Below are 10,660 nucleotides of genomic sequence, written 5' to 3' on the forward strand. Positions count from 1 at the left end.
GCCCCGTGACCACCGAGCCGGCCGACCGTTCCCCCGACCGGATCGGCCTGCGCGGGACACCGGTGGGCGTCGTCCTGCTCACCGTCGCGGTCGCGCTGACCGGTCTGCTCGCCGCCGCGCTCGGCCTCACCGTCCCGTCGCACCTGCCGGCCGACCAGGCACTGCCCGGTCCGGCGCGCTTCGGCATCGCCGCCGCCGCGTTCGCGGTGGCCCAGCTCGCCCGGCTGCGCTTCCGCAGCGCCTCGGGCATGGTGAGCATCACCTGGGGCGAGGCCGCGCTCGTGGTCTGTCTCTGGCTGGTGCCGGCCGGTTGGCTCCCGGCCGCCGCCCTCTTGGGCGTGGGCGCCGCCTGGACCGTGATGTCACTGGTCTCCGACCGCCGTCCGGCGCTGGAACTGGTGGGGATCGCCGGTTCGCTCACCGCAGCCACCGCGCTCGCCGCGGCCGTCGCCACCGCGCTCGGGCCGCCGCTGCTCGCCGCGCCCACCCCGGAGCTGGCGCTCACGCTCACCGCCGCCGCGGTGACATACCTGCTGACCACCGCCTTCCTGGGCGCCGTCACGCTCGCCCTGCGGCACAGCATCGCGATCGGGCCGCCGTTGCTCGCCGCGCTGCGCGGCAAGCTGCTCATGTTCGTCGGCAACGTGGCGGTCGGCCTGGTGGTCGTCGCGCTGCTCGAACTCGACGCACGCTGGCTGCTGCTCCTGCCGCCACCGCTCTGGCTGCTCCAGCAGACCTACCGCCACCGGCTCCGCGCCGACCAGGAGCGGCGTACCTGGCGGGCGTTCGCCGAGGCCACCGCCGCGCTCAACCAGCTGGACGAGCGCGGTGTGGCGACCGCCGCGGTGACCGGCGCGCTCACGCTGTTCGGCGCGGAACTCGTCGAGGTCGACGTGGCCCGGGGTGAGGGCCGCTGGCGCCGCTACCGGGCCGACCGCGGCGGGCAGGTGCGCGACCGGGAGGTGGAGCCGTCCGCCGGCGACGGTGCGGGGGAGCACGAACTGGTACGCCGCCTCGCGGTGGGATCGGCCGAGGTCGGCCGCCTGCGGGTGCGGTTCGCCCGGTCCGCCCCGCCGAGCGCCCGGGAACGCGACGGCGTGGCGGCCTTCGGCGACGCCCTGGCCGCCGCCCTGCACGACGCCGCGACGCACCGGGAGCTGCGTCTGGTCACCGCCCGCTCGTCGTACGACGCGATACACGACCAGCTCACCGGCCTGCTCAACCGGGCGGCGCTGCTGGCCAAGGGGGACCAGGCGCTGCGGCAGCGCGCGCACGACCACCCGGTGGCCCTGCTGCTGCTCGACGTGAACCAGTTCAAAGAGGTGAACGACACGCTCGGGCACTCGGCGGGCGACCAGTTGCTGCGGCTCACCGCCAACCGCCTAGCCGCGCTGACCCGGCCGGGAGACCTGCTCGGGCGCCTCGGCGGCGACGAGTTCGCTCTGCTCCTGACCTCGGTGCCGCTGGTCGAGGACCGGACGGCCCCGATGGCGTACGCGCTGCGCCAGGCCCGGGAGGTCGCCGAGCGCCTCGCCGCACCGACCGAGGTGGCCGGGGTGCGGATGTCCGTCGAGGTGGCGGTGGGCGTCGTGGTCGCCGACGCGGGCGCGGCCGACCTGACCGAGCTGCTGCGGCGCGCCGACATCGCCATGTACCAGGCGAAGGAGGGCGGCGGCAGCGTCGCCGCGTACGACAGCTCCCGCGACGCGGCGAGCACCGACCACCTGGCGTTGCTCGCGGAGATGCGGGAGGCCCTGGCCGCCGACGACCAGCTGGTGCTGGCGTTGCAGCCGGCGGTGGACCTGGCGACCGGCGCGCCGACCGGCGTGGAGGCGCTGATCCGGTGGCGGCATCCGCGCCGCGGCTGGCTCGGCCCGGCCGACTTCATCCGCCCGGTGGAGAACAGCGAGCAGCTCGGCAGCTTCACCCGGTACGTGCTGGACAAGGCGCTGGCGGTCGCCTCCGGCTGGGCGCGGGACGGGCTGGACGTCCCGATCTCGGTGAACCTGTCCGCGCGCAGCCTGCTCGACCCGCGGCTGCCCGCCGAGATCGAGGAGGCGCTGCGCCGCCACCAGGTGCCGCCGCACCGGCTGGTCCTGGAGATCACCGAGACGGTGGTGATGAGCGAGCTGGAGGTCATCGACGAGGTGCTGGCCACGCTTCGCGGCATGGGCGTACAGCTCGCCGTGGACGACTTCGGCACCGGGTTCTCGTCGCTGACGTTCCTCACCCGGATCGCCGTCGACGAGTTGAAGGTGGACCGCTCGTTCGTGCTCCGGATGGCCGACTCGCCGGAGGCGGCGGCGATCGTCCGGACCACCGTCGGGCTGGCCCACGAGCTGGGGCTGCGGGTGGTGGCCGAGGGCGTCGAGACCGCCGAGCAGCGCACCGCGCTGGCAGAGCTGGGCTGCACCGCCGCCCAGGGCTACCACTTCTTCAAGCCGATGCCGGCCGACAAGATCGCCGCGGTGCTGGCGTCGATGCGCGACGTCGCTCCGGGCAACGTCTTCCCGCTGCGGGCCGACGGCGCCTCCTGAGCCCTGCCGCACCGGCGGCGTCCGAAGGCGATGGTGGATAGGGTCGGGTGGTGAACCGACTCGCCAAGGCCACCTCGCCCTATCTGCTCCAGCACGCCGACAACCCGGTCGACTGGTGGCCCTGGTGCGACGAGGCGTTCGCCGAGGCGAAGCGGCGCGACGTGCCGGTGCTGATCTCGGTCGGCTACGCGGCCTGCCACTGGTGCCACGTGATGGCCCACGAGTCGTTCGAGAACGAGGCAGTCGCCCGCCTGATGAACGACGACTTCGTCTGCGTCAAGGTCGACCGCGAGGAGCGCCCCGACGTCGACGCGGTCTACATGACCGCCACTCAGGCGATGACCGGGCAGGGCGGCTGGCCGATGACCGTCTTCGCCGCGCCGGACGGCACCCCGTTCTTCTGCGGCACCTATTTCCCGCGCGCCAACTTCGTCCGCCTGCTCGGCTCGGTCGCCACCGCCTGGCGCGACCAGCGCGATGCGGTGCTGCGGCAGGGTGCCGCCGTGGTCGAGGCGATCGGCGGCGCGCAGGCAGTCGGCGGCGTCACCGCCCCGCTCACCGCCGAACTGCTCGACGCCGCGGCGAGCGGGCTCGCCCGGGAGTACGACGAGACGAACGGCGGTTTCGGCGGCGCGCCGAAGTTCCCGCCGCACATGAACCTGCTCTTCCTGCTCCGGCACCACCAGCGCACCGGCTCGGCGCGCAGCCTGGAGATCGTCCGGCACACCTGCGAGGCGATGGCTCGCGGCGGCCTCAACGACCAGCTCGCCGGCGGCTTCGCCCGCTATTCGGTGGACGGCCACTGGACCGTGCCGCACTTCGAGAAGATGCTCTACGACAACGCGCTGCTGCTGCGGGTCTACACCCAGCTCTGGCGGCTCACCGGAGACCGGCTGGCCCGCCGGGTGGCCCGTGACACCGCCCGGTTCCTCGCCGACGAGCTGCACCGAGCCGGGGAGGGCTTCGCCTCGGCGCTCGACGCGGACACCGAGGGCGTCGAGGGGCTCACCTACGTGTGGACTCCCGACCAGCTCGTCGAGGTTCTGGGGGAGGACGACGGCCGGTTCGCCGCGGACCTGTTCGGGGTCACCGCCGACGGCACGTTCGAGCACGGCACCAGCGTGCTGCGGCTGGCCCGGGACGTCGACGACGCCGATCCGGCGGTGCGGGCCCGCTGGCGGGACGTGGTGGGCCGGCTGCTGGCCGCCCGCGACACCCGCCCCCAGCCGGCCCGCGACGACAAGGTGGTGGCCGCCTGGAACGGGCTCGCGATCACCGCCATTGCGGAGTTCCAGCAGGTCGCCACGCTTCTCGTGTCGCCCGACGACGAGGACGCGAACCTGATGGACGGCGTGCTGATCGTCTCCGACGGCGCGATGCGGGACGCCGCCGAGCACCTGGCCGCCGTGCATCTCGTGGACGGCCGGCTGCGCCGGGTGTCCCGGGACAGGATCGTGGGTGAGCCGGCCGGGGTGCTGGAGGACTACGGCTGCGTCGCCGAGGCGTTCTGCGCACTGCACCAGCTGACCGGCGAGGGGCGGTGGCTGACGCTGGCCGGTGAGCTGCTCGACGTGGCGCTGGCCCGGTTCGCCGGCCCGGACGGCGCCTTCTACGACACCGCCGACGACGCCGAACGCCTGGTCACCCGGCCCGCCGACCCGACCGACAACGCGACCCCGTCGGGCCGGTCGGCGATCGTCGCGGCACTCGTGGCGTACGCGGCGCTGACCGGGGAGACCAGCTACCGGGAGGCGGCCGAGAAGACGCTGTCGACCGTCGCGCCGATCGTGGACCGGCACGCCCGGTTCACCGGGTACGCGGCCACCGTCGGCGAGGCGCTGCTGTCCGGGCCGTACGAGATCGCGGTGGCGACCGAGGACCCGGAGGGTGACCCGCTGGTGGCCGCCGCCCGGCGGCACGCCCCGCCCGGCGCGGTGGTGGTGGCCGGCGCCCCGGATCAGCCGGGTGTGCCGCTGCTGGCCGGGCGGCCGCTCGTCGAGGGGCGGGCCGCCGCGTACGTCTGCCGGGGCTTCGTCTGCCAGCGGCCGGTGACCACGGTCGAGGAGCTGATCGAGCAGCTCGGCTGAGCGGAGTGGGCCGGGCCGCCCTCACGGTCCGGCCCGCCACCGGCCCTTATAGGCTGGCGGCGCTATGGACTCCCGTACCGGTCTCCCCGTCGTGGGCATGGTGGGTGGCGGCCAACTCGCCCGGATGACCCACCAGGCCGCCATCGCCCTCGGCCAGTCGCTGCGCGTGCTGGCGCTCGCCCCGGACGACGGCGCCGCGCTCGTCGCCGCCGACGTCCAGTACGGCGACCACACCGACCTGGCCGCGCTGCGTACGTTCGCCAAGGGCTGCGACGTGGTCACCTTCGACCACGAGCACGTCCCCAACGAGCACATCCGCGCCCTGACCGACGAGGGCGTGAAGCTGTTCCCGCCGGCCGAGGCGCTGGTGCACGCGCAGGACAAGCGGGTGATGCGGGAACGGCTCGGCGAGCTGGGCGCGCCGAACCCGGCCTGGTGCCCGGTGGAGTCCCCGGCCGATCTGATCGCCTTCGGCGAGGAGACCGGCTGGCCGGTGGTGCTCAAGGCCGCCCGGGGCGGCTACGACGGCCGCGGCGTCTGGATGGTCGACGACGCCGGCCAGGCCGGCGAGCTGGCCGCCACGCTGCTCGCCGGTGGCACCCCGCTGCTGGTGGAGGAACGGGTGGCGCTGCGCCGGGAGCTGGCCGTGCAGGTGGCCCGCTCGCCGTTCGGGCAGGTCGCCGCGTACCCGGTGGTGGAGACGGTGCAGCGCGACGGGATCTGCGTCGAGGTGCTCGCGCCCGCGCCCGACCTGCCCGAGGAGCAGGCCGTGGCCGCTCAGCAGCTCGCCATCGACCTGGCCACCGCGCTCGGCGTGGTCGGCCTGCTCGCGGTGGAGCTGTTCGACACGCCGTCCGGGCTGGTCGTCAACGAGCTGGCGATGCGGCCGCACAACTCCGGGCACTGGACCATCGAGGGGGCCCGGACCTCGCAGTTCGAGCAGCACCTGCGGGCGGTGCTCGACTACCCGATGGGGGACACCTCGCTGACCGCGCCGGTCGTGGTGATGGCGAACGTGCTGGGCGGCGAGCCGGGCGGCATGTCGATCGACGAGCGGCTGCACCACCTGTTCGCCGACGAGCCCGGTGCCAAGGTCCATCTGTACGGCAAGCAGGTCCGCCCAGGCCGCAAGATCGGGCACGTCACAGTGCTCGGCAACGACCTCGATGACGTACGGGCCCGGGCCGCGCGTGCTGCCCGCCGGCTCCAGGAGGGGCAGTGATGAGCACCGTCGGGCTGATCATGGGCAGCGACTCGGACTGGCCGGTCATGAAGGCCGCCGCCGAGGCGCTCGACGAGTTCGGCGTGCCGTACGAGGTGGGCGTGGTCTCGGCGCACCGCACCCCGGTCAAGATGATCGAGTACGGCCGGACCGCCGCCGGCCGCGGTGTCCAGGTGATCATCGCGGGCGCGGGCGGAGCGGCTCACCTGCCCGGCATGGTCGCCTCGGTCACCCCGCTGCCGGTGATCGGCGTCCCGGTGCCGTTGAAGTACCTGGACGGCATGGATTCGCTGCTGTCCATCGTGCAGATGCCGGCCGGCGTGCCGGTTGCCACCGTGTCGATCGGCAACGCTCGCAACGCCGGTCTGCTCGCGGTACGCATCCTGGGCGCCTCCGATCCGGCCTTGCGCGAGAAGATGGCCGCCTACCAGGCGAGCCTGGAGGACCTGGTCGCGGAGAAGGAAGCGGCGCTGCGCGCCTCCCTGACCTGAGCGCCCGGCGCGACGCCACCGGCCGCCGCCGTCGACCGGATCGGCGGCGGGCTCTGCTCACTCTGGGTATTCAGAGCTGCCGGTCACTCAAAGTGACCGGCCGGGCTGGCGGGTCTTTGTGCCCTCCGCCGACTTTGCTCTGCAGCCATTGACGCAGCAGCGCTCCGACCTGTGGTTCAGGTGATGTCGCACATTGGAGCGGCGACGGCTCTCGTCACGATGGGTAATCGTTGCGCCCGTGGATGCAGAGCAAAGGCGGAAGGGAGAGCTGCCCCTGGTGCGGCCCGCCAACACGGAATGTGACTGAACTGCGCGCGGTCGGGTGGGGCGCTGCGGACCGTGGGCGAACCCGAGCCCTGGGGACATCGCGCCGGCCCGACCGGCTCACCGCATGCCGCGTAGTGCGGTCTGCAGGCGCTCCTGGGCGCGACGGCGGCGCTCGTTGCTCGCGCCGAGCACCAGCAGCACGATGCCGACCGGGATCAGCACCAGCCACGGGCCGAGGCTGAACAGCGCGTGCACGGCCGCGATCGCGGTCACCGTCGCCCCGACGATCACCGGGGCCTGCTGCCGGCTGGTCGAGCCGAAGATCAGCACCGCGACGGCGCCGAGCAGCAGCAGCACCTGGCGCAGCATGCTGGAGTCGGTGGCGATCACGATCGCCAGCGTGGGCAGGAACGCGGTGACCAGCGCCGGCCCGTACGCCACCCAGCTCGACAGGTCGGGCCGGTGCCGCAGTTGCAGGACGCCGACCAGCAGGGCGAGCGCGGCGAACGGCAGCGTGTACGCCTCCGGCAGCGCCACGTCGGCCACCCGCATCAGGATCCACCAGGCGCTGATCTCGCAGGCCACCACCGCCCAGAACAGCAGGTTGCGTTCCATCGGCCGGCGTCCCGGACGGCTGGCCGCCACCCCGAGGACCGCGCCCCAGGCGGCCAGCAGCGCGGCGATGTGCCGGGGCGAGTCGTACGCCAGCGCCAGCGCGATGAGCGCCGCCCCGTAGCCGCTCCACTCGACGGTGGCCGCCTCCCGGTACGCCTCGGGACGGCGCAGCCGGGGCAGCGTGGCGGCGAACACCTGCAACGCCGCACCGACCGCGAGCACCCCGAACGCGGACCAGACCGCCGCCAGCCCGGACTTCAGGCCGATCGTGAGCACGAACAGCTGAGCCATCACCGAGCCGAACAACCAGCCCAGGATGCGGGCGCGCCGGGTGGTGCCGAACAGCGCGGCGACGGCGCCCACACCGACCGCCCCGCCGAGCGTGAACACGGTCAGGTCGCTCGTGGCGAGGCTGCCGGCGAGCCCGGCGCCACCGGCGGCCAGACCGAGCGTGAAGACCAGCACCCGGGCCACCCGGATCGACCGGCCCGGCTCGGCGATCGCCGGCGGCGGGGTGAGCGCCAGTCCGAGCATCGAGATGGTGAACACCGCGAGCGCGGCCAGCGCGGTCACCGGCCAGCCCTTGCCGAGCGCCACCGGCGTGATCAGCAGCGTGATCGCCGCGCCGGGCAGGATCACCGGCACCGCCCGGGACCGGCGCCCGCCGCTGAACCCGGTGGCGGCGAACGCCGCGGTCACTGTCAGCAGCAGCGCGGTGAGCACGTGCGTGGGGTTGACCGCCTCTGGCGGCGGGGTCAGCAATTCCGGTGGCGGTCCCTGCCACACCCGGCTCAGCACCGCGAACGGCGAGAACAGCGCCACCACGAGCGACGGCGCCAGGGTGGCCAGTGCCAGCGCGGTGGGCAGCGCCGCGGCGGCGAGCGCACCGGCGGCCGGGCTGACCCGCCAGCGCAGCTCGGGGTCGTCCGGGGCACGCCGCAGCGCGCCGTTGAGCAGCACGGTCCAGCGGCGTACCGGCCGACCCGAACCGGCGGGCGGGACGGTGGCGGCCCGTACCAGTTCGGCGAGCACACCGAGCAGCGCGGCGGCGGCAGCGAACACGCCCGCCGGCAGGCCGACCGCGAGCGCCGCGGCGGCGGTGACGGTGGCCGCGCCGACCACCGCGACGCTGGCGTACGGGAGATACTGCGGCACCTGCCGGCGTACCGCCGCGATCGCGGCCAGACCGATGCTGGCGGCGGCGAGCGCGGCGGTGAGCACCACCTGGGGTGGGCGGTCGTACTCGACTGCGAGCGCGGCCACCGCGCCGGGCATCGCGAGCAGTGCGGCTCCGGCGCCCGCGCCGCCCACCTGCACCAGGTGCGGCGGCATGCCCTCGGTGCGGACGTCGTCGACGAGCGACGGCGCGACCGCCCGGGCCACGGCGGCCACCGTGGCGCCGATCAGCGCGATGCTGCCCAGCGCCAGCGCTGTGGTCCACGGCCGCACCAGCCCGGCGCCGGCGGCGTGCAGCGCCACCACCCCGGCCACCGTGGCCCGGGACAGCGCGGCCCGGGGATCGGCCGACGCGGCGGCGGCCATGCCGTAGACGGTGGCCACCATGCAGCCGACCAGCACCGGGGACCACCAGGGCAGGTCGAACGCGGCCGGGGCGCCCACCGTGGCGAGCACGGCGGCCAGGCCGGAGACGTCGTACTTCCACGGTGGCGGCAGCAGGATGGCCGCTGTCACCGCCAGCAGCGCCAGCGCGACCGGGGCCTGCCAGGTCGAGCCGCCGGTCGGCGCGGCCGGCCAGCCGGTCAGGTCACCGGCCCAGATCGGGCCGGGGGTGGCGAGCACGCCGAGCCCGCCGCGCAACGCGCTCCAGGCGGCGATCAGGCCGATCAGAGTGCCACCGGCGGCGATGCCGAGGATCGGGCCGCGCCGCCACTCCTCGGGCAGCGCCCGGGCGGCCACCGCCACCAGCAGCACCAGCGCGGAGGCCACCACGAGCTGGCCGCCGGGGGCGAGCACCGCGGCGATCCGGGCCAGCGTGGCGACGAGCGCCACGGTGGTGGAGGCCAGCGCCAGGTCGGACCCGTCGAGGGACATGTCGGCCCGGCGCCCGGCGTCGATGCGGGGGGCGAGCGCCAGCAGCGCGGCGGCGACCAGGAGCAGGCTGCCCACCCAGGCGTCGGCCGAGGTCGCGCCCGGAGCGCCGAACGCGGCGGCGGCGACGGCCACCGCGCCGAGCACAGTGCCGAGCGCGTGCGGCATGCTCAGGTGCCGCTGCGCCACCTGCACCAGGGCGGCGTAGCCGAGCGTGACGCAGACGGCGAGGAAGCTCGCCGCGAGGATCGGCACGGTGATCTCGCGCAGGTTCGCCGGTGTGGCGACCGGCGGCGTCGGCACGGTGGCCGCCACGAACGCGGCGACGGCGCCGGGCAGGGCGAACGCCGCGCCCCCCGCGGCCCAGGCGCAGACCGTGTCCGTCGCGGCGGCGGCGAGCCGGACCCGTGGGGCGAGGGACACCAGCGCCCCGGCCAGGAACAGCACCGTCAGCGCCGCCGCAGTGAGCGCCGGGCGCGTGAGCGCCGCGCCCGCGCCGACCAGGCCCAGCCCGGCCGCTGTCACCGCGTGCGCCACCGCGGCCCGTTCGGTGCGTGCGGTCAGCCCGAGCACGCCGATCGCGACAGCGGTCAGCAGCATCGGCCAGCAGGCCGCCGCCCAGCCCAGACCGAGCGAGGCGGGTACGGCGAGCGCGGTGAGCGCCGCGCCGACCACCGCGAACTCGCGCCGGATCTCGGCCGGCAGCGCGATCACAGCGGCGACGGTCAGCAGCAGCGCGCTGGCCGCCAGCTGCCAGCCGGTCGGCCCGACCGCCCGGGCCAGCTCGGCGTGCCATCCGGCCAGATCCGCCGACCAGGCCGGCAACGCGGCCCGGACCGGCGCCAGTCCGGCGCGCAGCGCGCCACCGGCGACCACCAGGCCGCTGACCGTGAGCGCCACCGCGGAGGCGATCTGCGGACCACGCCGGGCCGTCTCCGGTACGGCCCGGACGGCGAGCCCGGTCAGCGCGATGACGGCGGAGATGAGCAGCAGGGACCGGCCCGGCAGGGCCACCGAGGCGACCCGCCCGAGCGCGCCGATGACCGCCAGCGTGAGGATGCCGGCGCCGATGTCCGGCAGCGGCGGCCGGCGCAGCACCAGCGTCCCGGCCAGCGCGACCAGGGCGGCGAGCAGCAGCACCGTACCCGCGGCGGCGGCCGGCGGCACCGTGGTGGCGCGCAGCAGGCCGGTGACCGCGTACGCCAGCGCGACAGCGACCGCCACGCCGTGCAGCAGCCAGGTCAGCTCGGGTAGCCAGGGCACCGGCCGGGCGGTGGCGGTGGCGGCCGGACCCGGCGGCGTCTCACCGCCCAGCACCTCGGCGGCCTCCTCCGGCGCCGACTCGGGCCGGTCGTCGTCGGCGCGCTGCCGGGGCGGGGCGGCCGGCGGGGG

Annotated in this window: 5 protein-coding genes; 4 read left to right on the plus strand and 1 reads right to left on the minus strand. The window is 75.3% G+C overall.

Going from position 1 to position 10,660, the window contains the following annotated elements; translation table 11 throughout:
- Nucleotides 1–41 precede the first annotated feature (41 nt).
- From F8279_RS15935 to purE, 4 genes are all read left to right on the plus strand, one after another.
- Nucleotides 42–2,537, plus strand: a complete 2,496-nt coding sequence (locus F8279_RS15935) for a bifunctional diguanylate cyclase/phosphodiesterase (RefSeq protein ID WP_192580705.1) — start codon at nt 42–44, stop codon at nt 2,535–2,537.
- Between the two features lie 50 nt (nt 2,538–2,587).
- Nucleotides 2,588–4,624, plus strand: a complete 2,037-nt coding sequence (locus F8279_RS15940; protein WP_151500370.1) for a thioredoxin domain-containing protein — start codon at nt 2,588–2,590, stop codon at nt 4,622–4,624.
- 64 nt (nt 4,625–4,688) lie between these two features.
- Nucleotides 4,689–5,846, plus strand: a complete 1,158-nt coding sequence (locus F8279_RS15945; RefSeq protein WP_091418562.1) for a 5-(carboxyamino)imidazole ribonucleotide synthase — start codon at nt 4,689–4,691, stop codon at nt 5,844–5,846.
- On the plus strand, nt 5,846–6,337 hold the full coding sequence (gene purE, locus F8279_RS15950; RefSeq protein ID WP_091418565.1) for a 5-(carboxyamino)imidazole ribonucleotide mutase: 492 nt from the start codon (nt 5,846–5,848) through the stop codon (nt 6,335–6,337). Before F8279_RS15945 ends, purE begins: the two co-directional genes overlap by 1 nt.
- Before the next feature lie 384 nt (nt 6,338–6,721).
- Here the strand turns inward: purE and F8279_RS15955 are convergent.
- The coding region (locus F8279_RS15955; protein WP_151500371.1) for an SCO7613 C-terminal domain-containing membrane protein at nt 6,722–10,660 on the minus strand (3,939 nt) is incomplete at its 5' end.

Origin of the sequence: Micromonospora sp. AMSO1212t (assembly GCF_008868145.1) — a bacterium.
GTDB lineage: Bacteria > Actinomycetota > Actinomycetes > Mycobacteriales > Micromonosporaceae > Micromonospora > Micromonospora tulbaghiae.

Excerpts from the sequence above, each read along its gene's own strand:
- purE (WP_091418565.1), top strand. The coding sequence starts at position 5,846 with ATGAGCACCGTCGGGCTGATCATGGGCAGCGACTCGGACTGGCCGGTC.
- F8279_RS15945 (WP_091418562.1), top strand. The coding sequence starts at position 4,689 with ATGGACTCCCGTACCGGTCTCCCCGTCGTGGGCATGGTGGGTGGCGGC.